Source organism: Neobacillus sp. WH10 (assembly GCF_030123405.1).
Lineage (GTDB): Bacteria > Bacillota > Bacilli > Bacillales > Cytobacillaceae > Neobacillus.
Genome location: NZ_CP126110.1, coordinates 3921969 through 3945353, shown reverse-complemented (window position 1 = coordinate 3945353; position 23385 = coordinate 3921969). Strand labels below are relative to the sequence as shown.

General features: G+C 36.9%; 31 protein-coding genes and 1 pseudogene. 28 read left to right on the top strand and 4 right to left on the bottom strand.

Annotated features, from left to right (window positions below; translation table 11 throughout):
- Positions 1-211 precede the first annotated feature (211 nt).
- From QNH20_RS19230 to QNH20_RS19140, 19 genes are all read left to right on the top strand, one after another.
- Positions 212-505 carry a hypothetical protein gene (locus QNH20_RS19230; protein ID WP_283919579.1) on the top strand — a complete coding sequence of 98 codons (294 nt, stop codon included), beginning with the start codon at positions 212-214 and terminating at the stop codon, positions 503-505.
- Positions 506-1060: 555 nt separating this feature from the next.
- Positions 1061-1327, top strand: coding sequence for a hypothetical protein (locus QNH20_RS19225; RefSeq protein WP_283919578.1), 267 nt, complete (start codon positions 1061-1063; stop codon positions 1325-1327).
- Positions 1327-1614 (top strand): HNH endonuclease, encoded by a 288-nt coding sequence (locus QNH20_RS19220; RefSeq protein ID WP_283919577.1) that lies wholly within the window; start codon positions 1327-1329, stop codon positions 1612-1614. Before QNH20_RS19225 ends, QNH20_RS19220 begins: the two co-directional genes overlap by 1 nt.
- A 2-nt stretch (positions 1615-1616) precedes the next feature.
- The gene (locus QNH20_RS19215; protein WP_283919576.1) at positions 1617-1859 is read left to right on the top strand and encodes a hypothetical protein; all 243 of its coding nucleotides are present in this window, start codon (positions 1617-1619) and stop codon (positions 1857-1859) included.
- A gap of 114 nt (positions 1860-1973) precedes the next feature.
- Positions 1974-2360 (top strand): P27 family phage terminase small subunit, encoded by a 387-nt coding sequence (locus QNH20_RS19210; protein ID WP_283919575.1) that lies wholly within the window; start codon positions 1974-1976, stop codon positions 2358-2360.
- 16 nt (positions 2361-2376) lie between these two features.
- A complete protein-coding gene (locus QNH20_RS19205) occupies positions 2377-4068 on the top strand; it encodes a terminase large subunit (RefSeq protein WP_283923451.1) in 1692 nt (563 codons plus the stop codon).
- Between the two features lie 6 nt (positions 4069-4074).
- The gene (locus tag QNH20_RS19200; protein ID WP_283919574.1) at positions 4075-5256 is read left to right on the top strand and encodes a phage portal protein; all 1182 of its coding nucleotides are present in this window, start codon (positions 4075-4077) and stop codon (positions 5254-5256) included.
- Between the two features lie 2 nt (positions 5257-5258).
- The gene (locus tag QNH20_RS19195) at positions 5259-5867 is read left to right on the top strand and encodes an HK97 family phage prohead protease (protein ID WP_283919573.1); all 609 of its coding nucleotides are present in this window, start codon (positions 5259-5261) and stop codon (positions 5865-5867) included.
- Positions 5830-7086, top strand: coding sequence for a phage major capsid protein (locus QNH20_RS19190; protein WP_283919572.1), 1257 nt, complete (start codon positions 5830-5832; stop codon positions 7084-7086). The genes QNH20_RS19195 and QNH20_RS19190 overlap by 38 nt, the downstream gene beginning before the upstream one ends.
- A gap of 12 nt (positions 7087-7098) precedes the next feature.
- On the top strand, positions 7099-7248 hold the full coding sequence (locus tag QNH20_RS19185; RefSeq protein ID WP_283919571.1) for a hypothetical protein: 150 nt from the start codon (positions 7099-7101) through the stop codon (positions 7246-7248).
- Positions 7249-7259: 11 nt separating this feature from the next.
- The gene (locus QNH20_RS19180) at positions 7260-7553 is read left to right on the top strand and encodes a hypothetical protein (protein WP_283919570.1); all 294 of its coding nucleotides are present in this window, start codon (positions 7260-7262) and stop codon (positions 7551-7553) included.
- Positions 7540-7881, top strand: a complete 342-nt coding sequence (locus QNH20_RS19175) for a hypothetical protein (protein ID WP_283919569.1) — start codon at positions 7540-7542, stop codon at positions 7879-7881. The genes QNH20_RS19180 and QNH20_RS19175 overlap by 14 nt, the downstream gene beginning before the upstream one ends.
- On the top strand, positions 7874-8230 hold the full coding sequence (locus tag QNH20_RS19170; protein WP_283919568.1) for an HK97 gp10 family phage protein: 357 nt from the start codon (positions 7874-7876) through the stop codon (positions 8228-8230). The genes QNH20_RS19175 and QNH20_RS19170 overlap by 8 nt, the downstream gene beginning before the upstream one ends.
- Complete coding sequence (locus QNH20_RS19165) at positions 8227-8556, top strand: hypothetical protein (RefSeq protein ID WP_283919567.1); 330 nt, start codon at positions 8227-8229, stop codon at positions 8554-8556. The genes QNH20_RS19170 and QNH20_RS19165 overlap by 4 nt, the downstream gene beginning before the upstream one ends.
- Position 8557: 1 nt before the next feature.
- On the top strand, positions 8558-9127 hold the full coding sequence (locus QNH20_RS19160; RefSeq protein ID WP_283919566.1) for a major tail protein: 570 nt from the start codon (positions 8558-8560) through the stop codon (positions 9125-9127).
- Positions 9128-9140: 13 nt separating this feature from the next.
- Positions 9141-9530, top strand: a complete 390-nt coding sequence (locus QNH20_RS19155; RefSeq protein ID WP_283919565.1) for a hypothetical protein — start codon at positions 9141-9143, stop codon at positions 9528-9530.
- Positions 9531-9695: 165 nt separating this feature from the next.
- A complete protein-coding gene (locus QNH20_RS19150) occupies positions 9696-11924 on the top strand; it encodes a phage tail tape measure protein (RefSeq protein WP_283919564.1) in 2229 nt (742 codons plus the stop codon).
- Positions 11921-12712, top strand: a complete 792-nt coding sequence (locus tag QNH20_RS19145; protein WP_283919563.1) for a phage tail domain-containing protein — start codon at positions 11921-11923, stop codon at positions 12710-12712. The genes QNH20_RS19150 and QNH20_RS19145 overlap by 4 nt, the downstream gene beginning before the upstream one ends.
- Before the next feature lie 12 nt (positions 12713-12724).
- Positions 12725-14905, top strand: coding sequence for a hypothetical protein (locus tag QNH20_RS19140; RefSeq protein WP_283919562.1), 2181 nt, complete (start codon positions 12725-12727; stop codon positions 14903-14905).
- Positions 14906-14979: 74 nt separating this feature from the next.
- Here QNH20_RS19140 and QNH20_RS19135 read toward each other — a convergent pair whose 3' ends face one another.
- The gene (locus tag QNH20_RS19135; protein WP_283919561.1) at positions 14980-16164 is read right to left on the bottom strand and encodes an O-antigen ligase family protein; all 1185 of its coding nucleotides are present in this window, start codon (positions 16162-16164) and stop codon (positions 14980-14982) included.
- 191 nt (positions 16165-16355) lie between these two features.
- Here QNH20_RS19135 and QNH20_RS19130 point away from each other — a divergent pair, with 191 nt between their 5' ends.
- The 6 genes from QNH20_RS19130 to QNH20_RS19105 all read left to right on the top strand — a co-directional run bounded on the left by QNH20_RS19130 (position 16356) and on the right by QNH20_RS19105 (position 20096).
- On the top strand, positions 16356-18170 hold the full coding sequence (locus tag QNH20_RS19130; RefSeq protein WP_283919560.1) for a phage tail spike protein: 1815 nt from the start codon (positions 16356-16358) through the stop codon (positions 18168-18170).
- Complete coding sequence (locus QNH20_RS19125; RefSeq protein ID WP_283919559.1) at positions 18167-18337, top strand: hypothetical protein; 171 nt, start codon at positions 18167-18169, stop codon at positions 18335-18337. The genes QNH20_RS19130 and QNH20_RS19125 overlap by 4 nt, the downstream gene beginning before the upstream one ends.
- Positions 18334-18474: a hypothetical protein gene (locus tag QNH20_RS19120; protein ID WP_283919558.1), complete on the top strand. Its 141-nt coding sequence runs from the start codon at positions 18334-18336 to the stop codon at positions 18472-18474. Before QNH20_RS19125 ends, QNH20_RS19120 begins: the two co-directional genes overlap by 4 nt.
- 105 nt (positions 18475-18579) lie before the next feature.
- Positions 18580-18882, top strand: coding sequence for a hypothetical protein (locus QNH20_RS19115; protein ID WP_283919557.1), 303 nt, complete (start codon positions 18580-18582; stop codon positions 18880-18882).
- Between the two features lie 57 nt (positions 18883-18939).
- Positions 18940-19425 (top strand): phage holin family protein, encoded by a 486-nt coding sequence (locus QNH20_RS19110; RefSeq protein WP_283919556.1) that lies wholly within the window; start codon positions 18940-18942, stop codon positions 19423-19425.
- Positions 19425-20096, top strand: coding sequence for a M15 family metallopeptidase (locus QNH20_RS19105; protein WP_283919555.1), 672 nt, complete (start codon positions 19425-19427; stop codon positions 20094-20096). The genes QNH20_RS19110 and QNH20_RS19105 overlap by 1 nt, the downstream gene beginning before the upstream one ends.
- 28 nt (positions 20097-20124) lie before the next feature.
- On the opposite strand, the gene QNH20_RS19100 is transcribed toward QNH20_RS19105, so the two are convergent.
- Together QNH20_RS19100 and QNH20_RS19095 are read right to left on the bottom strand one after the other, a co-directional pair.
- Positions 20125-20376, bottom strand: coding sequence for a hypothetical protein (locus tag QNH20_RS19100; RefSeq protein WP_283919554.1), 252 nt, complete (start codon positions 20374-20376; stop codon positions 20125-20127).
- 3 nt (positions 20377-20379) lie between these two features.
- Entirely contained in the window at positions 20380-20583 is a 204-nt protein-coding gene (locus tag QNH20_RS19095) for a helix-turn-helix domain-containing protein (protein WP_283919553.1), read from the bottom strand.
- Positions 20584-20734: 151 nt separating this feature from the next.
- Between QNH20_RS19095 and QNH20_RS19090 the strand changes: the two genes are divergently transcribed.
- From QNH20_RS19090 to QNH20_RS19080, 3 genes are all read left to right on the top strand, one after another.
- Positions 20735-20914: a hypothetical protein gene (locus QNH20_RS19090; protein ID WP_283919552.1), complete on the top strand. Its 180-nt coding sequence runs from the start codon at positions 20735-20737 to the stop codon at positions 20912-20914.
- A gap of 175 nt (positions 20915-21089) precedes the next feature.
- Positions 21090-22262 (top strand): FtsK/SpoIIIE domain-containing protein, encoded by a 1173-nt coding sequence (locus QNH20_RS19085; protein ID WP_283919551.1) that lies wholly within the window; start codon positions 21090-21092, stop codon positions 22260-22262.
- Positions 22189-22827, top strand: coding sequence for a hypothetical protein (locus QNH20_RS19080; RefSeq protein ID WP_283919550.1), 639 nt, complete (start codon positions 22189-22191; stop codon positions 22825-22827). Before QNH20_RS19085 ends, QNH20_RS19080 begins: the two co-directional genes overlap by 74 nt.
- Before the next feature lie 56 nt (positions 22828-22883).
- Here QNH20_RS19080 and sigK read toward each other — a convergent pair.
- Positions 22884-23318 (bottom strand): annotated as a pseudogene (gene sigK, locus QNH20_RS19075) (RNA polymerase sporulation sigma factor SigK); the annotation flags it as partial.
- Between the last annotated feature and the right edge of the window lie 67 nt (positions 23319-23385).

The window sequence follows — 23385 nt, the reverse complement described above, 5'->3', positions numbered from 1 at the left end:
AAAGCATTATTTATTTTTATTCATTTTAATTATCTACAAAAATGGTGGTGTCTAATTCGTTATCAGACTTACAGAAAAGGCTTGATACGGCTTGGTTAGTTTGGGCATAGCGAATTGTACAGAATATAGTTTATAGCTAATTCAGAGGGGAAAATAAGCTTTAGAAACAAGGTTAAATAAGTCATAAATATATGAAAAAGGTGTGGGGAAATTGAACAGTAGGTATTTTGAGGTTGAGGAACCTTACTACGCTTTAATCAAAGCAGGAGACGAAGAGGAATTAATGGAAATCTACTTTGAAAGTATAAAAAAATTAACTAATGAAGAATGGATTCCGGGAAAATATAAAGAAATAGATAAAGAACATGCTGTAGCAACTATTGCGATTGCTATTCAGATGTGGGAGTCAGATCCATACCTGGATTCAGAGCAATTATTGGATAAGATATTTACACTTTTTAAAAGTGATGAAAAAGTTTTGTTAATGGATGGGAATATACAATAAAGCAATATAGTGCTGTTCACTTGAGCAGCACTATTATTTTTGTTTGGTTGCGAACTTTTGGCGAACTTTTCGCGGACAATTTGCGAACTTTTGACGAACGATTTGCGGACAATAAACGGACACATGAACAAAAATAACCTGTTATATTTGTAGTATGGAATTAATTAAGAGAATCCCTTTAACGGAATACTCTTGGTTGATTCCATTTTCTATTTCATTGATACTCCAATCCTGGTTACAGCAGATCCTTCATAGTCTGGCTGTAGCTCATACCCTATTCGGACACATGAACAAAAATAACCTGTTATATTTGTAGTATGGAATTAATTAAGAGAATCCCTTTAACGGAATACTCTTGGTTGATTCCATTTTCTATTTCATTGATACTCCAATCCTGGTTACAGCAGATCCTTCATAGTCTGGCTGTAGCTCATACCCTATTCTCCTCCAGGGCTGGCAGTGATCCCAGCTGTGCAAGGGTTGGATCGGGACGGCTTGCCACATGCCGAAGTAAATGTGGCTTAATTTTTTCGTAGAAGGAGTTGAAAGAGGAAAATGATTTTATCTGAAGACTATATCGGTATGAAGGAATATAAAGTAGTTCTTATTGTTGTCTTTGAAAAAGTAAAAGAGGCATTTCAGATGTTAGTTGATGCGGTCATTGAGTTATGGGATGAAATGGTCGAGTTCACAAAACAAATTACTGATGACTGTTTATTCCTCGATGACAAACCTGTATGGAATACTCCTAAGAAATTTGTGATGAAAAGCCAGGTACTTAACAGAAGACCATTGTTGTCCAGAGCTAGGAGTTGCTGCTGATGACTAACTTCTATAAGACAACTCGTTGGAAGAAAAAGAGACCTAAGATACTCAAGCGTGATGAGTATCGCTGTCAAGAGTGTAAGAGATATGGAAAGAACAAAGAGGCAACAACTGTCCATCATATTAACCCGTTAAGGATTAGACCGGATCTGCGTTTGGAATCATGGAATCTGGTTAGCCTTTGTGGGGATTGTCATGAGAAGATGCACGATCGTTTAACTGATGAATTAACAGACTTAGGTAAGCAATGGGTTGATAGAGCTAATAGATTGAGAGGAGAGTAATGATGGGGAAGTTTAAAGTCATAGACATTGATCTTCAAACTAATAAGTTAGTGGATAAGTTAAGAGCAATAAGTAACTATACCAGTGCATTAGCGGACGAGTTAGAAGAGATTGATAAGATTGCTTGTCCCAGTTGTGGTTCTGCATTAGATATTGAAACGTTGTTCGCTGATGATATTATTATTCAAAAGAATTTTAGTTGTAAAAAATGTGTAATTCAATCTGGATTAGATTTAGAAAAATAATTTTTTATTTTTTCTAACCCCCCTCTTTTTTTAAAAAAAATTTTAAAAATGGGGACCGGGGAGGGGGAACTCTTTCCAATAGAGCGGCATTTTTGAAGAAGGGGGTGAAAAAACTTGGCAATTACACCAAAAGAAAGGCAGATTCGTAAAGTTATCAAACAGGTCATTGAGGACATGAAAAATGTTGGAACTTATCGACCTCAATTTGATCGAACAGTCCGAACTTATGCTGAAATGTCATACGACTATAAAATATTGATGAGGCAGTTTGAAGAAAGTAATGATCAATTTATTGAAGAGTATACAAATAAGTCTGGAGCAACCAATGCGATGACGACTGCTATATATTCAGAAATTAAAATGATCAGAAAAGAAATGGTTTCCTATGAAAGTATTTTAGGTCTTACACCTGCCGGATTGAAAAAAATTAACAAAGAGATGGACCAGACGAAAAAGAAATCCAGTAACTTAGCCAAGGCGTTGAGTCAACTTGGAACATAAAAATTATGATTTTGTAATGGAGTATGCGACAAGCATTGTAGATGGTACAAAGATTGCAAACAAGGAACAGATACAAGGCTGTCAACGTTTTCTTAATGATTTGAAAAATCCTGATTATGATTTTAATCCTAAGGATGCAGAATTCGTAATTGGTATCATTGAAAAAACATTTGTTCATGCTCAAGGGGAAATGCTAGATGGAACACCATTAAGAGGCACACCATTTTTATTGGAGACATTTCATAAATATCAAGTTTACAACCTTTTAGGCTTTTATCATAAAGGAACAAAAATGAGGCGCTTCAAGGAAGCGTTTATTTTTATTCCACGGAAAAATATTAAGACAAGTTTTGCGGCCGCATTATCCTGGGCACTTGGTATTTTAAATAGACGAAGTGGAAGTAAGGTTTATATTGTTGCAGCAGCATTAAAGCAATCGCTTGAAAGCTTCAACTTCATCAATTTCAATTTGGAACAAATGGGCGAGAAAGAAAATTTTCGTGTGATTGATAACAACCAAGAACATTCCATCTCTGGAGATTTAGGAGATGGATCTATTTTTATCCAAGCTCTCGCTGCTAACCCAGATAAACAGGATTCCTTAAACTGTAATATTGCCATTGCCGACGAACTTCACGCTTACAAAACTCCTAAACAGTACAACATCATCAAAGAAGCAATGAAAGCTTATACCAATAAATTAATGATTGGTATCACTACAGCTGGTGATGATATGACAAGTTTTTGTTATCAAAGACTGCAGTACTGTAAAAAGATACTGGACGGTACAGTGAAGGATGAAGCTTATTTTGTCTTTATAGCTAAAGCGGATGAGAACGAAAAAGGCGATGTGGATTATACCAATCCTATTGAACAGCAAAAAGCGAACCCTGCATACGGTGTTTCGATTCGACCTGATGATATTATGAATGATGCTTTGCAAGCACAAAACGATCCACAGCAAAGAAAAGATTTCCTTGCAAAGTCAATGAACATTTTCACTTCTGCATTAAGAGCCTATTTTAACATTGATGAATTTAAAAGGTCAGACAAGAAATACAACTGGACCATAAATGATTTAATCAAATTAAATATCGAATGGTATGGCGGCGCGGATTTATCGAAAATGCATGACCTAACTGCAGCGGCATTGTATGGCAGATATAAGGACATCGATATCACAATTACACACGCATGGTTCCCGATCATCGCGGCTACGCAAAAATCTGAGGATGATAATATTCCTTTGTTTGGTTGGAAAGATGACGGATGGTTGGATATGTGTAACACGCCAACTGTCAATCATTCTGATATTGTTAATTGGTTTATCAAGATGAAGAATATGGGATTCAAAATAAAGAAGGTTGGATTCGACCGTAAATTCTCTCGCGAGTTTTTCTTAGAAATGAAAAAGAAAGGGTTTAAAATGGTTGACCAGCCACAATACTTTTATAAAAAATCTGAAGGGTTTCGAAGAATTGAGAAAAAAGCTAAGGATGAGAAATTCTACTATCTCCATTCACAGGCTTTTGAATACTGCGTCCAGAATGTAGCGGCTATAGAAAAAACGGATGATATGATTCAGTACGAAAAGGTCATGCCGAACCAACGAATTGATATATTTGATGCATCGGTTTTTGCTTCTATTCAAATGTTAGAAGATATGACTAAAGCTTCTGATGCAAGTAGTTGGCTGAAAGGAGGGTGATGTCCATTGAGTAAGAAAAATCGGAATAAAAACAAAATTAGGTCTGAACCAACATCATCTATTGGTTTATTTATGGCTGGGGAAGATACTTCGATTTTAGTACCTGGATACACTAGACTATCCGACAATCCAGAGGTAAGAATGGCAGTTCACAAAATTGCTGATTTAATCTCTTCTATGACCATTCATCTTATGCAAAATACCGATGAAGGGGATATTAGGGTAAGAAATCAATTGTCTAGGAAAATCGATATTAATCCGTATAGCCTTATGACTAGAAAATCATGGATGTACAATATTGTTTACACGATGCTACTTGATGGTAAAGGAAACAGTGTTGTTTTTCCAAAAACAAAAGATGGTTTGATTGATGATCTTGTTCCATTACAACCGTCTGGTGTTGGTTTTTTAGACACGGATGATGGTTATCAAATTTTATACCGAGGTAATAAGTACGAACATGATGAAGTTCTTCACTTCATAATCAATCCGGATCCAGAGCGTCCCTTTATTGGTCGTGGGTATCAAGTAGTGCTCAAAGACATAGCGGACAATCTAAAACAAGCAACCGGCACGAAGAAAAATTTCATGTCTGACAAATGGAAACCATCCCTTATAATCGCAGTGGACGCTATGACAGAAGAATTGGCAAGCGAGACTGGTAGGGATGAAATACTTAAAAAGTATGTATCAGAAACAAGTGGTGGCAAACCTTGGGTAATTCCAGCTGACCTTGTAAAGGTAGAACAAGTAAAGCCTTTGTCACTAAATGATTTGGCAATAAACGATGCAGTACAACTGGATAAAAGAACAGTGGCGAGCATGATAGGTGTGCCGCCTTTTTATGTTGGTGTTGGAAGTTTTAACAAAGATGAACATAACGCTTTTGTCAATTCGACTATTCTTCCTTTTGCAACGGGTATTGTTCAAGAAATGACACGGAAACTCTTGTATGCCCCAGACTTGTATTTCAAATTTAACCCACGCTCTCTTTATGCCTATGACCTTAAGGAGTTAGCAGAGGTAGGATCTAATTTATTCGTCCGTAGTCTTATGCTGGGGAACGAGGTTAGAGATTGGATTGGATTGTCTCCATTAGAAGGATTAAACGAGAGAATTATCCTTGAAAACTATATTCCTGCTGGCATGATTGGAGATCAAAAGAAATTAAATCAAGGGGGTGAGTAAGTGTGAGTAGAGACAACAGGAAAACAAGAAGCTTGCAAAGTGAGCTTAAAACACGAGCAGAAACAGACAGTCAAGACATGTTTATCGAAGGCTATTTTGCTGTATTTAATAGAGCAACTGAATTGTGGCCAGGCGCATTTGAAGAGCTGGCACCTGGTGCGTTTGACGAGACATTAGGTAATGATATCCGTGCTTTAATTAATCACGATACAACGCTTGTTCTCGGTCGAAATAAATCAGGAACTTTAGAACTAAAAGCGGACAGTCATGGATTGTGGGGACGAGTGAAGATTAATCCCAATGATTCCGATGCAGTCAATCTTTACGAGCGCGTAAAGCGCGGCGATGTCGACCAATGTTCTTTCGGATTTAATATTGGTGCGGAAGAAACGGAATGGCGGGACGACGGAACTGTTAAGTGGACCATCACAAAGGTTGATCTTCATGAAATTACAGTTTGCACCTTTCCTGCCTATGAGGAAACTGGTGTTCAAGCACGGAAAGCTGAAATTGAGCAGCATAAACAGAGACAATTAGATCAACGAAAACATCAATTAAGGGAGCGGTTAAAAAATGGCATTACGACAAATCATGCTGGCAAAAAAGATTGAGCAAAGAAAATCTTCATTAGCTGATTTACTTATTCAAGAAGAAGGATTTGTAACTCGTTCAGCTGAGTTAGAAGCTGCCATAGAGGAAGCTAAAACAGACGAAGAAATCGCAGCTGTGGAAGAAAGCATAAATAATTTAGATGCTGAGAAGGCAGATCTTGAGCAAAAGAAAAGTAAGTTGGAAGGTGATATTGCAGATTTAGAAGGTGAACTTGAGCAACTAAACAGCAAAGAACCACAAAAACAAAAACGTTCAAATGAGAAGGGAGAAGTTGAAGGCATGAATCGTTTCCAAGTGAGAGAACTTTTAAAAACAGGTGAATACTACAAGCGCAGCGAGGTTGTTGAATTCTATGATAAATTTAAGAACCTTCGTGCGGTTACTGGCGGAGAGTTAACCATTCCAGAGGTTGTTGTAAGTCGTATTATGGATATCATGGGTGATTTCACTACCCTCTATCCACTAGTTGATAAGATTCAAGTAAAAGGAACTACACGTATTTTAGTAGATACTGATACTACTCCAGCTACTTGGATCGAACAAAAAGGTGCACTTACTCCTGGAGATGTAGGTACAATTACAAATGTTGATTTTGACGGCTTTAAAGTTGGTAAAGTAACTTTTGTAGATAACTACCTGTTACAGGATTCAATCATTAATCTGGATGCATATGTTGTTAAGAAAATTGCGCGTGCTATTGCATTGGCATTAGATATCGCAATTCTAAAAGGTACTGGATCTGCAAATAAACAACCAGATGGAATTATCCCACAATTGCCAGCTGGAAATAAGGTAAATGTCCCATCAAATGCCAAGTTAGCTGAATTTGTTAAACCTATTGGCTTAGTTGATAGTGGAGAGGATAGCGTCGGAGAAATAGTGGCGGTTATGAAACGTAAAACATATTATGACCGTTTTTTAGAATTCAGCATTAATACCAATGCTCAGGGTGATGTAGTAGGTAAACTACCAAACCTAAAAAACCCTGATTTATTAGGTTTACGAGTTGTTTTTAACAATAATATGGATCCTGATACTGTTCTTTATGGTGATTTTAACAAATATACACTCGTTGAACGCGAGAGTATCACAATTGATAATTCAGAACATGTAAAGTTTGTCGAAGATCAAACGGCTTTCCGTGGTAAAGGTCGCTTTGATGGTAAGCCAGTGCAGAAGAATGCATTTGTTCTAGTTACCATCACACCAGCTGTATAGGAGGGATAACTTATGAAATATGAAGTAATAAAAGATTTCTTTGACAAGGATACCGGTGAGTTCCATCCAGAGGGCTCAGAATATGAAACAAAAACCACCAAACGAGCAAAGGAATTGCAGAAAAAGGGTTTTTTGAAATCGGACGAGCAGCCTAATGAATAGGCGGTGAGAAGATGGATGAGCAAACTAAAGCTACTTTACTTAGCTTATTAAAATTGGATTTAGGAATCTCTCATAATTTGAGAGATTCCTATTTTAATAATATTTTAGTTAGCGCACAAAACGAAATAGAGAGAACCGGTGTTACTATGGATTTTTCTAACGTTGATGATCAAATGCTTGTAGTTGATTATGCAGCATGGAGTTACCGAAAACGTCAGGAAGATATTCCGTTATCAAGAAACCTTCAGATCAGAATCAATAATCGAATTATTAAAAAGGCGGGGACACCAGATGCCGTCACTTAAATCTAGTATTGGTAATTCTCAGCACATATCACTGGATGATGTGTGCTTTTTAATTTCTTCTATCTCCACTGAAGATGACCTTGGGCAATCGATTGAAACCGAAATTCTTTCACTCAGCTATTGTTCGAAGCTGAATATTTCTCGAGCGGAATTTTCGACGGCTGGGCAACTAGGCCATAAACCACAGTTGCTTTTAGTTGTGGATTCGGATGAGTACGACGAGGAAAAAAGAGTCGAATATGAAAGAACGACTTATTACGTTTATAAATCTTTCATCAGGCCAGATGGATATACAGAGCTTTATTGCGAGGTGAAGGCCGGTGGCTAGTGTTGGAAACTTAGCAAATGAAATTGTGAGGGAATTACAGAGATATGCTAACGTGGTTTCTGAAGACGTAGATACAGCAGCTGAAGAAGTAGCGAACGATTTGGTAGATGAATTGAGAAACATCAGTCCTAAGAAGACTGGCTCATATCGTAAAGGCTGGAGAATAAAAAATGTTCGTGGAAAAAGGATAGTCCACAACAAAACAGATTACCAGCTTACCCACCTGTTAGAAAAAGGCCATGTTAAACGAGGTGGCGGTCGTGTACCTGCCAAAGTTCACATTGCACCGGCAGAGCAAAAAGCTGTTGATGAATTTTTAACTAAGGTTGAACAGGCGGTGAGACCATGACACTTACTGAATTGAAGAAAATACTTGATGCTACTGGTTATCCAGTGGCTTATTCGCATTTTACAGCGACAAGCACCAAGCCCATTCCTACTCCTCCATATATTACGTATTTGGTTGCTTATTCAGCTAATTTTATGGCCGATGGAAAAGTTTACAAAAAGATTGATAATGTTCAAATCGAATTATACACAACTAAAAAGGATTTAGTCGCTGAGGGAAAACTTGAAACTGTCTTAGATGACAATGAAATTCCTTATGAAACTTCTGAAACATGGATTGGATCCGAACAATTATTTCAAAAAATTTATGAAACGAGGTTGATATAATATGCCTGAAAACAAAGTTCAATTTGGTATTAAAAAGGCTCATTATGCTGTTATTACTGAAGGGGTAGATGGCACTTATACCTATGGCACTCCAGTCCCTTATCCAGGGATTACAGCACTGACATTAGATCCTAAGGGCGAGCAGACAGATTTTTTTGCAGATGATATTTTATACTTTACTACATCCAGCAACCAAGGATATGACGCAACGATTACTGTTGCTGCAATTACGGAAAAGTTTCGTACAGATGTATTAGGAGAAACTTTAGAGGCTACCGACAAAGTATTAACAGAAAAAAGCGATGCGAAACCGAAAAAAATTGCTTTCATGTTTGAGTTTGACGGGGATGTAAAGGCAACGCGTCATGTCCTCTATAATTGCACCGTTTCTCGTCCTGGATTATCTGGATCAACTAAAACCACATCAGCAGAACCAGGCACATCTGAATTAAAGCTTGTGGCTGCACCACGTCCATCTGACAGTATTGTTAAAAGGTCCACTACAGCTGATACAACTGCAGGCGTTTATGATGCTTGGTACACTAATGTGTATAATCCTACAGCAGCTTAAGAGGTGATATCTATTGGAAAAAACAATTGTAATAGATGGTAAACATGTCCGGTTTAAGAGTACTGGAGCAACTCCATTACGTTATAAAGCGCAATTTCATAAAGACTTTTTTGTAGATATTTTAAAATTAAACTCTCTTAAAAAACTTAATACAGGCGAAGACTTAACAGCAAAGGACATCGAGTTAGTTGATTTCGATGTCCTTTATAACATTACATGGGTAATGGCAAAAACTGCAAATTCATCTATACCAGAGCCTCTTGAGTGGCTTGATAGTTTTAATAAATTCCCATTGATGGATATTGTCCCTCAAGTTCAAGACCTAATCGGTTCTTCACTTCAGGCAAAAAAAAAGTCGAATCATCCGGTGAACAACAGGAAATATCAACAGAAACGTTCTTAGTTCTTTGCAATAGATGTGGGTTAACTAATGTGGACTTAGAGAACATGACAATTGGAATGTGCTTAGATTTTATTGAAGAATTTGTTGAAATGAATAAACCAGAAAAAGACAAAATACGCAAAGCATCTCAGTCTGATTTTGATGCTTTTTAAGTGAGGTGAGAACATGGCAAGTAATATTAAAGGGATTACGGTTGAAATCGGTGGCGATACGGTTGGATTGCAAAACGCGCTTAGGGATGTGAATAAACGCAGCAAGGACTTACAGTCAGAATTAAAGAGTGTAGAACGGTTGCTTAAATTTGATCCAGGCAATACTGAACTCCTTGCTCAAAGGCAGCAAATCTTAGCAGAGCAAGTTGCCAATACAAGTGAGAAATTAGACCGTTTGAAAGAAGCCCAATCCCAGGTACAAGCGCAGTTTGAACGTGGCGAAATAGGAATAGACCAATATCGTGCTTTCCAGCGTGAAATCGTCGCTACAGAAGGACAATTGAATGGATTACGGCGAAGACTTTCCCAAGTCGGTGATAATTCGTCTGTTAATGAAGTCAGACAAGACATGCAGCAGCTGTCAGACGATACAGAGGAAGCTGAAGGGTCGGTTAAGGAACTAGGTGGAGAATTAGCTGGTCTGTTGGGAGGATTAACTGCTGGCGGTGGTATTGCCGGGGCTATCCAAAAAGCCTTGGATACCTCATCTCTTAAAACTAAAATTAATCTGACCTTTGATGTCCAGGATGAATCTAAAGAATCTGTAAGGGAAGCAATTAAAATAATCGAAGTCTACGGTGTGGAGAGTGAAGCGGCCCTTGAGGGTGTCCGTAGACAATGGGCTTTAAATAAAACAGCTAGTGATGATACAAATTCGGCAATAGTCAAAGGCGCTGCAGCCATTGTTGCATCTTACGGTGATGTTGATTTCACTGAATTAATTCAAGAGACTCATGAAATTGCAAACGAGCTTGGAATGACACAAGAAAATGCACTTGGACTAGTGAATAATCTTTTTAAAGTTGGATTTCCACCTGACCAGTTGGACATCATCACAGAGTATGGGGCACAAATGAAGCGAGCTGGATATAATGCTGAAGAAATCCAAGCTATATTCGTTGCAGGTGTTGATACCGGCACCTGGAACATTGATGTACTTTTAGATGGCCTGAAAGAAGGCAGGATTGTTCTTGCAGAATTTGGCGCTGGGGTTGATGACACAACAAAGGAATTGTTAAAAGGAACGGGTATTTCTGCTGAACAATTACAAAATTGGGGTAAGGCTGTTGCCGAAGGTGGAGAAAAAGGTTCTGCTGCCATGGTAGAAGTTGCAAAAGCTCTCGAGGGGATCGAGGACCCAACTACTAGAAACCTTGTTGGTATAAAACTTTTTGGAACTCTTTATGAAGAAAATGGGAGTAATATCACTCAAACTCTCATTAATGCAAAAGACAAAGTAGTAGATTTTAAAACCAATCAAGACCAACTCAATGACTCTGTCGAACAACTTAATGCAGATCCTGCTATACAGATGCAGCAGGCCCTGACCGAAATGCAAACCGCCTTATCTCCATTGTTAACGATGATAGCCGATGTCATTTCAAAAGTAGCTGAATGGATACAAGAAAATCCAACTCTTGCAGCTACCATAGCATCCATAATTGCCGTTTTAGGAATATTAATCGGACTAGGGCTGGCTTTAGCTCCAATATTTACAGCACTTGCGGCAGGAGCCATCGCTTTAAATATTGGCATGTTGCCATTAACAGCTATCATACTTGGAATAATGGCTGCAATTGCGGCACTTATTGCAATAGGAGTAGCACTTCATAAAAATTGGGACACTGTTAAGTCAAAAGCAATTGAATTATTTGATAAATTAGGACCATTTAAAGAGATAATATTGGGTTTAACAGGTCCTATCGGAGCGTTAGTGGGTGCCGGAATTTCCTTATACAAAAACTGGGATACAATTATGGAAAAAGCTGGAAAATTACGAGATAAAATTGCTAATCTTTTTGAAGGAATAGATTGGGAATTACCAAAATTAAAACTGCCTCATTTCAAATTGTCTGGGAAGTTCGATTTAAAACCACCTGACATGAGTGTCCCTAAAATAAGTGTTGATTGGTTTAAAGATGGAGGTTTATTCCCAGCTAACAGCCCTAGATTAGTAGGAATAGGGGACGCTAGTGTACCCGAAGCGGCTTTGCCACTTAGCGACAAAGTATTGGGCACAATTGCAAACATGATTAGTGATCGGATGGATACTGGAAATAGCGGTGGTGTAGTTGTACAGCAAATGATTGTTCGTGAAGAGGCTGACATTCAAAAAATTGCAAGGGAACTTTATAATCTGACAAAATCAAATGCCCGTGGCAAAGGAGTGGTCATGCTGTGATATTTCTGGATGGTATTCCAATCAGTAAATGGGGTTTACAAATACAGCAAGAGCATGATCACCCTGCTGTACCGGAATTAAGACGTAAGGCAATGATCATACCAGGGATGGATGGCGAATGGGATTTCGGCTCAGAATCAGGTCCCAAACCCTTTAATTTTCCCCTAGGTTTTATCGAATATGATAAAAATGAAAAGCAGCGAAGGATCAATGAATTCGTTGCTTTTTTGTTGGATCCATACGGGCGACCCCGTGAAATGAAATTGTCATTTGATTATGAACAAGATAAATATTATCGTGTGAAAATCGCTAATGGATTCACGCCACGGAGGATACATGGATTTGCTTTCTTTGACCTACCATTGATTGCTAGCAAACCACGTAAAAACTTTATGGTTCCATCTGATGAAATTGTCATGGAATCAGATATTCCTATATTAAGTGATTTGCTGTGGGATACAGGTTTTAGTGATCGAAAAATAACCAGTCCACAATCATTTGAAATCATTAACAATGGTACGGTGGTTATTCTGTTTTCATTCCAGATGGAAGGAAGCGGAGATAACGTTTCTTTTTCAGCAAATGGTAAAACCATGACCTTTAAAAACTTTGCAAATAAATCTCTTGAAATAACGGATAATTATGTAGTCAAAGTTAACGGAATTTCAGATTTAACAATATCAAATGGTATTTTTTTAGAATTGCTTCCTGGTACTAATCAAATAACGGTTTCAGGTAGCAATTTAAATTTAACAATCAGCGAGAGCTTAACTTACCAATATGTATAAGGAGGATGTGAGATGGCAGATGCTCCTAAAATTTTAGGTACGGATAGTCTAAAACAGACTTATCCTAAATTAAATCAGGCTATTGATAATAGCAATGAAGCATTAAATAAGTCAACTACTTCTGAGACAAACTCTGTGGCTGCTGTAACTACTGCAAATGAAGCGAAAACTAAGGCTGATTCCGTACAACAGCAGTTTAATCAGGTTATCATCGAAGGTGATTCATCTGTTGAAGCTGCACAAGCAAGAGTTGAAGAAGACGGCACCGTAAATGCTACTTTAAAGGATCGTTTGGATAAAAAAGAAAAAGATTTCGCGTCGCAATTGGAGGATATAGCAATAAACATAAAATCTTTCGGTAAATTAGGCGTTGGTAATGACACCGAGGTTTTTAAAAGTGCTTTTGCTTATGCGTTTCAGAACAACCACAAACTGCGTATTCCCAAAAAAGATATTCCATATGAGTTAATCTCTAATGAGGAGTGGGATTGCCCTCAGATTATATCCGATGGTGCAATCATAAACATTACAGGTTCTTTAGGTTTTGCTATTAGTAAAAATATTGAATTAGATAATTTCACCATTAACACTGATGATGGTGGTGGAGCTGGAGTAGACACTGTAGGTTATAGGGATACAATGTTTCGCCCAAAGACAGGCACAGTTGAAATAGAATGGGCAAAAATTAAAAACATTAATATTAAAGGACTGGTTGCCACTGATAAAAGAGCGAGGTCAGGAATTACACTACCACCTTGTTCAAAATGGCTTTCGGTAGAAAATGTTAATACAGAAAATGTTGCTATGACGTTACAGGTTAAAGGATTATCAAAAAACATAAAAATTAGAGATGTACACGGTATTAACTCTGAAACCTTAGTTTGGTTAGGCGCATTTGAAAATGCTGTGGTTGATAATTTGAGTATTAAAAACACAAAAGAACAATCAAAATGGTGGATTGGAAAAAATACAGGAACAGGTTCGAACGGGAAAGATGTATTATTAACTGATATCGGTGGTAAAGGTATTAAAATAAACAAAATAAAAGGTGAATGGTGCATAGAAAGAACGATTTACTGTCAAAGTGCAGATGTGTATGTAGATAACCTAGAAAGCATTAATACAGGCGCACCGAAGTTTGTAGGTGGTTTCAATTTAGGTGATCCAAGAGTGGATAACATCTATGTAGGAACTACCGTAATAAGACGAACAGATTCAGACGTTCTCGATAGCGTTGGTCAAATCTACGGGTGCGAAAATGTTTATTATGACAACATTAAAATATTTTCAGGTGATTTTGCACTAGCCCCGATCAGTATATCAGGTAACAATTGTAAAATCACAATTAACAATTTAGAACGTGTAGGTGGTTCGGGTTCTTTATTTGAGTTCAATGGTTCGAGTGATACCGATGAATTCAACATTAACAACGTTTTTTATAAAACATCAGGAACTTACGATGGCGAGTCAGCCCTTATGAACTTTAGAGCAGGTACCACGGGGAAGATTAAAATGTCAGCATTCCCAAAAGTAATAATTGAAATTGTCAATACTACAAGATTTAGAAGTTTTATTACTAACGGAGCAGCAGGAATCCCATCTTTTTTGAATCTTAAAGTTGGTGACGTGCAAATAATAGGAGCAAGACCAAGTAATTCTTTGGGAGTCTTCAATATTAACGATTTAACTAACGTCTCAGTAAAATACCTAGAAAATGATGTGGATATCCCTATATCATATTTGAGTGGTTCGGCATTTTTAACAACATCATTGGTAAGTTCTAAGGAATTCAAAACAAAAATCATTAACCGTTCCGTAGCCAATACTGTATTTGAAATCTTAATCAATAAAAAAGACAATTTATCTGCAAACATCTTGAACTATATCGAAAATATGAGCTACAAAATGTCGAGTAGTAATGATTCGTCTTTTGTGTTTCCTGCTAATAACACTACGAACTGGATAATTAAGATTAGGAGTTTAGTAGGTGGATATGCAGAATTTAGACTCCTTAACGGGAGTTTAGTGGAGGTTATCAACAGCGGTGCAAACATCGTAATAGGTTCATCAGGAGTTACGCCTGTGTCGGGCAAATTGACTATTTTCATAGACTCAAACGGATATATCAACTATCGTAACAGAATCGCGAACGACCGATTTGAAATTGAATTAACCAAATTAACGCTGAGTTAACTTCCCAAATCAAATGTAAAGGTTGTATAAAAAAATTAAGAGACAATGGAGTTATAATATAAAAAGAAGAGACATCATGCCTCTTCTTTTTCATTCCTATTTGTTGCGGATACAGCAGAGAATACAAAATACCACCATATGATTGATATTTTGTTATTGTGGAATAAATAATAATCGAGCGCAAATGCTGGTAAGGAACAAAGTATTCCATACAGGATAACCGAGTTAAATGCATTCCCTTTTCTGACATTCTTAAAGAAATGTTTAACTATAATAAATATGATGATTAAAAATGGAATTAGTCCGATCAGACCTAATTCAGTAAACAATCCAAAGAAAATGGAATGTGGGTGAAATAACACATCACCAAACGGTGTATGAAAAAAGGGGCTATTTAAACTCAGGAATTTTGAGTAAAAAGCGTACCAAGGCCAAACTGTCCCATAACCATTACCAGCAATAATTGTTTCTATGGATTGTGTAGCCATATACCAACTGGTTTTATAGGATGTTGACCTTATTGAATCACTCATATCCCCAAATCTATCAGTTGGTAGAAACTGAAAAATAAAATAGCCAATGACAACCAAAAATAATAACAGAGCAACACTACGTATAATATTTTTCTTAGTGATCACTACTGATAACAATAACAATATGGTCGTAACCAATCCAGCACGTGAACCAGTTAGAACAATCATAGAAAGCGTTATTACTACTAATATAGCAGATGGTATCTTTCTAAATCCTACCTTCAAGTTAGCCAAGTATACGGTTAAGGTGAGCAATAAGACAACATGAAGAACAGCCGCACCACCAAGTGGACTGTTTAACCGTACAAACTGTAATGTAGTTGCGTAAAAATATAAAGAATACAATCCTGTACAGGCGGTGATGATGAACGAAACATAAAATAGATGTTTCTTATAATCAATGCTATTGTTTGCAGTTAGTTTAGAAAAAGCAAATGGTATAAGCATGGTGATAAATGCAAAAACAATTGGCATGACAATAAATCGTTTAGGTACACCATAATCATGGTACATGGTTGTAAAAAAAGCCCATACCAATATAAATAGAAATAAATAAAAAATAGGCACTGAATCCTTGTTTTTTCTTCTAATTAACCATAATGGAAAAACAATTATGGCTAAACCTATTGATAGGATGGATAGCTGATACAACCATACTGATACTAGACAGATGAATATTATGTAGCAGTACAAAATCAATTGAAATATAGTATGTTTTTTTATCATTGTGACACTCCTATGTATTAATGGCTTTTTCATTATACAACAAAAATTTCAAATGATGGAAAAAATCTAGTTTAGCAGATGAACAATTGGAGGAAAAGACAAAGTAACAAGAGGGCTGAAATAGTCCTCTTTTTTATGTTTGAAAGGCGGTGATTACTATCATAAAAATACTTAATCGGCAGCTCCAACCTGTGGCCGTTTTAGAAAATGCTTATTCAATATCTTACGAAAGAGCATTCAATGAACTGTGGTCGGCAGCCTTTACACTGCCATTGAATGACCCTAAGAATGAGGACTGTAAACCACTAAATTATGTTGAGATTGTGGACGATTTAAACAATGAATATATCGGTTTATTCCGGATTATCCCAAAAACAACGACTAAGGATGAAAGCAATCAAAGTATCAATTATAAATGCGAACATGTCCTAGCGACCTTGCTAGACAGCTCGCTTTTTAAATACCATCAAATCGATGGTCTACCCACAAAAGAGTCATTACAGTATTTAATAGATAGACAAAAGGTGAAACATTGGAAACTAGGCAGAGTGGATTTTACTCGTTATTTTTCTTATAAATGGGAAAATGATAATTTACTTTCTGCTCTATTCAGTGTTCCAAAACCATTTGATCAAGAATACCAGTGGACGTGGGATACAACCTCATATCCTTGGACGTTGAATTTAGTGGCACCTGAGGACATTGTTACATGCGAGATAAGAGAAGGGAAAAATCTCATAGGGTTACAGATCACAGAGGATCCAATGGGAATCTATAACCGAATTTATCCGTTGGGCTATGGTGAAGGCGATAATCAACTAACCATCGAATCCGTTAATAATGGAATTCCTTATGTGGAAGATGCAGAATCAGTTGCAGAATTTGGTATAAGAGAATACATTTGGCCGGATAAACGGTTCGAAGATGCAGCTTCATTAAAAGCAAGTGCTGAGGCTCTATTAAAAAAATGGAGAGAATTAAAAGTATCTTGGAACATTTCGGCTGCTGACCTTTCCTCAATTACTGGTGAGGATATTGATAAGTTCAAGCACGGGAGAATTGTTCACTTGGTGGTTACGAGCATTGGAAAAATTGTTGATTTGCGAATAATGAAAGATTCTAAGTCAGATATGAAAGGAAATCCTGGTGATATCAGTTTAGAAATCGGTAATAAAACGGATGACTTGTCAACAACTCAAGCCGATATTGAGCGTAGGCAACAAATAAATGAGTTATATGCCCAGGGTGCAACCAATATCGACAGTCATGATTACAATGACAATGCTGACCCGGATAATCCTGCCGAAATTTCTTTTTATTTACCGGACGAATTAGTGAAAATTAATAAGCTTTTGTTATCTTTTAAGACTGATAAATTTAGAGCTTATGAGAAAGCCATCGGAGGCGGAGGAGCAGTGGTGTCTAGTACATCAAGTGGAGGCGGAACAACTTCAACCAGTTCGAGTGGTGGAGGTGTAAGCACGTCAACAGCAAGTGGAGGCGGAACTACAATATCAAGCGGTACAAAAGACTATAGTGGAACAACTTTAGCAACAGATGTGCCACGGGGAAGTATAACGCCACCTTATGAGCTTCATACCCACCTTGTAATTTTAAGTGATGGACAGTTAAATCATTCTCATAGCGTCGCAGTTCCAAATCATACACATGACTTCAATGTACCGAATCACACCCATACCGTGACAGTGCCTAATCATGCGCATGAAATAACAATTCCAAACCATACTCATGAAATTCAATTCGGCATTTACAAGCTAGACAAAACACCAACTGCGGTAACAATTAAGGTGGATGGCAATACCGTTCCTTTCACTGGTACCAGTGGTGATAATATCGACTTAATTCAGTATCTTTCAAAAGATACTGAAGGAAAAGTAAATAGAGGTTGGCATACAGTTACAATTGCACCCAATGACTTAGGCCGTATCAATGCCCAAATTTATACGCAATTCTTTATTCAATCAAGAGGAGGTGGTTCGTTTTGATACGAAAATGGGTTATTAAAAAATTAGTAGGGAATACACCTATTATCATGAATGTCACACTTACAGTTGTTGGTGAGATTCAAGCATCTAAACCTAATGGAATATTTGAAAAATGTAATATTAAGTCATTTGAAAACCAAATGAGGAGGAGAGGTGTTAAAGGGTGAGATTAAAAATCATTACTCACAGCGGCAGTGAATATGTAGTAACTGTTGAAACCTATGATGCTTTACAGGTCAACGCTGATTTAAATAACAATGAAATTTATACAGTGCCTTTGGTGAAATCATTTTATCAAGAATAGATATTAAAGCAGTTATACCACTTAAAGATGAAACCTTTTAAAAAGTCAAACGTATATATTACCAACATAAGTAAAATTTGGTATATCAAATACGGGGTGGAATATATGAAAAAATTAATTGTTGCTATGTTAGGGGTTTTCTTAATGGCTGCCTGTACTGCTCAAGGAAAAACGGTAGAAAAAGAAAGTACAAATGAGAAAATGTTCAACCTGATGGTGGAAGCTAAGAAGGAAAATAGAGATTTGACAGAAAAAGAATCTCAGACACTAAACGATTTTTACATGAATAAGCCATTGGACGAACGTGGAGACGAGCTGGACTATTCACTAAGCCAAATGTTTTTTAATTTTAATAATGATAAAGCATTCGAAGAATTTAAAGATAAAGCTGAAAAAATATTAAAATAATTAGGTAAGAGGGCTGAATATCAGCTCTCTTTTTATTTTGAAACAGGAGAGTGGGTTATGTTTGATAAAATGACTGACGTTTTTCAGAAAATGGTTGTTAATAAAAGTCTCGTATTAGGAGCTCTAACCGGTTCGGTAGGGGCTTTTTTTAATGCTGTATTTGAGGCAAAAGGCATTAAAGAAATGCACATTTATATAGCAATAGCTTTAGTGATTATTCTCATTCTTGATTATGCCGTGGGCGACAGATTAGCAAAGAAAAACAAGGTATATGAAAGTAATATCGGCATAGACGCAGTTATTAGGGATGGGATTATCTTTCTCATTGTTGGTGTTGGATGGATATTCGATCAGCTTTTAGGTACCGGTGCTTTTGTTTTCGCTGTTTTAGCACTGTCTTTTATCTATCATAATTTACAGTCATTTGTCGCGAATCTTTACGTACTTGGATGGGACAAGCATTTTCCGATGTGGTTATTTAAAATCTTAGAATCTGAGATTAATGCCAAGATTGAAAAATATAACAAAGGAGATGGCAAGTAATGGCCTTAACTTATCAAAAAAGAAACCTTGATAATATCGCAAAACTTGCCGATAACACTAAAGCAGCCGCACTCAAATGGCATGCTTTTTTAGTTACAAACAACATTGATATCCTAATTTACGAAACAATCCGGACAGAAGAACAACAAAGACAAAATGTAGCCAAAGGTGTATCCCAAACGATGAAATCCTACCATCTTGTCGGACAAGCACTTGACTTTGTTTTGGTTAGAAATGGAGATACTGACTGGAATGGTTATAAACGTCCAGAAGTGCAAAAGGCAATTGCTGAAGCTAAGCTACTTGGGTTTGAATGGGGTGGTGATTGGTCAGGTTTTGTCGATAAACCTCACTTGCAATTTAAGTATAAAGGTTATGGAACAGACACTTTTGAAAAACAAGAAGGAGAGAATAATAAAGTGAGTACAAGCTTTACAGATAAAGTAACCATCCCCAATACAGCATACTGGCAAGCGATAACCTTAGTACAAGAATACCAAGCAAAAGGGTTTAAGTGCTATGCTGATCCGGTCTACTACAAACCGTTCGAAACACCAAAAGACAGTGACGCTTACAGGTTTGTTGTAGAAACGGACTATAAGAATGCTAGTCTCGTATCAATGGAATTAAAAGCTAGGGGATATACTCTTACTACGTGGGAAACGATGTAAAGAAAGAGCCTCACTCTATGAGTGGGGCTTAAAAAGGTAAATCGTCATTCATAATTTTATTAATCTCCTGCTTTTCTAACTCCAATACCATTTCTGTTATATCTTCTTTTTCACAAAGAACTTGTTTGATTTCCACTTTCAGCGGATTTTCTCTTTTTATCCACTTCCAGAATTCATATGCTGCTTGTTCAGGACTTTTTCCTCTTAGCGGTATTGCTTTTTTTTGATAGCCATCAGTGTCAGCTATTGATGTGTAATGTATCTGTATAATTACAGTCATGTTTTACTCCTTCTCAATATATGTGTACAATTCATCTACTTTTACCTGTAATAAACAAGCTAAAATATAGGCTTTTTCAATAGGAATGTAACTTTCTCCAGTTTCGTATTTCCTTAACTGTCGTACTGAAATTGTTAATTTTTCGGCTATATATCCTTTTCTCAACCCACTCTTTGTGATTAATTCCTCAATATTAGGTTTTAACATAATCATCACCACATAATTAATTCTCTAATTAACTGGCATTTCCTTTGTGAATTATTAATTCAAATAATAGGTCATTAAATTTCGCGTGTACGTGCATTATTTTGGCAAATACCCATACAATGAACAATACAAAGAAGGGAGGAGTGAGAAGATGGACCCAATTACGTTCGGCATCGTGTTTACTGGGGCAACTGGTGGCACACTGTTAGCACTTGCAGCATTGGGTAAAAAGATTCGAATTAATGAAAGTGCGGTTAAGCTAGTAATGGAAACAAGCAAATTCGGAACAATCTTGTACTTAATGCACTATGTAGCCAAATTATTTCTTTGAATGAGGAAATGAAGTGTTCAACGAAGTATAGAATAGGCGAAGGATTCATTGTAGTATGCAAAGGTTATTGTTTATATTGTTTATCTTGTCCAAAATTGTTTTTTGTTTCAGGGCTTTGATTTATTATCATAAATCTTTTTCCTGTTGTTCCAACAGAAAAAACAGGAGGTGCAAAATGCTCGAATGGTTAGCTTTACCCCTTGCCGTAGGTGTAGCTGCATTCCTGCCAAAAGGGAAAATAAAAGACGAAACCATCATTAAACAAATATTTGAGAACAAAGGAGTTTGCATTAAGCGTAATGACGTACTCCAATACCCTAATTTAAAGAGTAAAATCCAATGCGAAGGATATACCACATATTTGTTTTCTATGCCGTATGGACTGAATACGGAGGATATTGAGGATGTTTTGTCAGCGATAAAAGAAGCTTTGCAAAAAGAAGTAGAAATTGAGGTAGATGGTTATTTGAAAATGGAGGTGTTTCATGAGCAATTGCCGAAAAAGTGGGATTATGATGCGGACTTATTCCGACCTGGTACGTGGGAAGTACCCATAGGGAAAAATCCAAAAGGTATTTTATATCATGATTTTGATAAATACGCCCATTTTTTAGTTGGTGGTGTTCCTGGATTCGGAAAAACAGTTTTCATGAAATCTATCTTCCATACATTGTTATTGAATAATCCTGCAGATGTAGAGTTTTATATTTTGGATTTAAAAGGAGGTTTAGAGTTTTATAAGTATTCCTCGTTACCTCAGGTTAAAGCTGTTTCTTGCAATGTGTATGAAACAGCAGAGGTACTCGGAGCCATTGTAGAAAAAATGAAAAAGATGGAGCTACATTTTAGAAAAAATGGCTATACCAACATTAATGATACACCAATTAAAAAGAGAACATTTGTTATTGTTGATGAAGGAGCTGAGTTATCGCCTGATCTAAAAGTGGGAGAGGAAAAGAAGTACGCTCAATTTTGTCAAGCTGCCTTAAGTGAGATTTGCCGTATTGGTAGGGCGGTTGGTTACAGATGCATTTACGGCACCCAGTATCCTTCTTCAAAATCGGTGAATATGAGCATAAAAATGAATATTGTTTCTCGAATTTCTTTTATAGCAGCTTCGCAAGTCTCTAGTCGTGTCATATTAGATGATATTGGGGCTGAGGATTTGCCATCTATACCAGGCAGAGCCATTTATAAGGTGGAAAAGTGTAGAACCGTTCAGGTACCGTATATTGACGACAATATGATGTTCAAAATGATGGAGGAGAGAAAGGATGATCTCATCGACTCAAGAAAGAGTAGAAACCATTCTACAGACAATCGACCGACTCGGAATCGTAAAAATTAAACACTTACAGAATATCCACCACTTAAACTACCGCAACGCCTGCCGTATTATCTCCACTCAACTTCGGCCGTATATCCACGAAACCTATTTTCACAAGGAAAAAGTAATCTATCTAAACAAAAAAGGTAGAGAGTTTATTGCCTCAGAAAAAAATGATACAACCGTAAGCTATCAAACACTTCATTCGTTAATGAGAAATGAAGTTTATATATACTTTAAATGTCCGCATGATTGGAAGAATGAACACCTACTAGAAAAGAACGAGAAGGCACTAAATAGTTTTGGAATATCCTTTCAGGGGTTATCATTATCAAACAAAAAGAAAGTCATCTGTGACGCTATATTTAAAAGAAATGGTTATCTCTATTTAATCGAAGTAGACAACGAACGGAAAATGATTGATAACAAAAAGAAAATTGAATCATACAGAGAAGTGCTGCCGGCTTTTAAAGACCAAACTCCAATTTTGTATTTTTTTACAAAAACTGAATCGCGGAAAAAGAAGCTAACGGAATGGTTGAAAGGAATTCGTCATGAGGTTCTTACGTTCGAGGAGATTCGGTAAGATAATTAGATTTCCAAGCGCTTGGCTTTTTCGATATTCTAAAACAGATAACATGTTAGTGGTATTTCATTTCCCTCTTTATCCTGACCAATCGGGTCATGCAGGGAAACATCCTTTTTCGTCTTCTTGAGTGCACGTAAATGCATCAGAATTTCATTTTCAATACATCTGGCGGCATACGTAGCAAGCTTTGTTCCTTTCCCCTCAGAGTAGCTCTCGATCGCTTTAATTAAACCAATTGTTCCGATTGAGATTAAATCTTCCGAATCCTCACCGGTATTTTCGAATTTTTTTACGATATGCGCGACAAGCCGTAAATTATGTTCAATTAACATATTCCGTGCATGCGGGTCCCCTTCTGCCATTAATCGTAGGTACTTTCGTTCATCTGCAGCAGATAGGGGCTGAGGAAAGGCATTATTTTTTACATAGGAAACAAGAAATAAAAATTCCTTCATTAAATAACCGAGAGCTGTTAAGATTCCAGACATCCACATCCACCCCCATGCTTTTTTACCAATAATAAGGAAGTAAACTTTCCTATTAGTTTTATTTAGA